General features: G+C 41.4%; 1 protein-coding gene. It reads left to right on the top strand.

The window, feature by feature from the left end:
* Positions 1–647: isopeptide-forming domain-containing fimbrial protein (locus tag HMPREF2853_RS03970; RefSeq protein WP_148131395.1), on the top strand; the 647-nt coding region annotated here is incomplete at both ends.

Here is a 647-nt window from a genome sequence, read left to right as displayed (position 1 = left end):
GTGAAAGCCAATGGCGGTCAAGCAGTTGAATTGAGCTTCACTGCTAAGATTAAAGCGGGAGCTGATTTGACTCCATATCTAACAGATCGTGGATTCACTGTTCCAAATACGGCTTCTTATGATGCAAACATTCCAAATAGACCAGGGCTACACAAAGATTCGAATAAAGTTCCGGTTATCGTTCCAAAAGAACCAGAACCAGAAATTACGAAGAAAATCAACCGTACCTTGGACCACTTGGATGTCGAATACGATGCACCTTACATGTACAATGTCAATACAGCTTTACCAAAAGATATTGATAAGTACAAAGAGTTCACCGTAACAGATACACTTGAATCTGTTTTGGCAATCCCTGATACGCCAGTAGCCTATGTGGACGGTCGTGATGCAAATGGAGCTCTTGAAACAAGTGTTGAAGGAAACACTGTCACTGTAAAAGTGAAAGATTTCGCTCGACTAAAAGGCTTCAAAGAGATTCAATTGTACATCCCAGCTAAACTCAAAGCGAATAGCGATTTGACTCCTTATAAGGATCAATTGGTACCAAACAAAGCAAGTGTTAACTTCAAGGATGCCAATGGTCAATCTGGCAGCAAGGAATCAAAACCGGTAACGGTGAAACCACGTGACCCAGAAAAACCAAC

The sequence above is a fragment of the Streptococcus sp. HMSC077F03 genome, assembly GCF_001812375.1.
Taxonomy (GTDB): Bacteria; Bacillota; Bacilli; order Lactobacillales; family Streptococcaceae; genus Streptococcus; species Streptococcus oralis_S.
The sequence above is the reverse complement of the archived record's forward strand: the minus strand, read 5'-3'. Positions and strand labels throughout refer to the sequence as shown.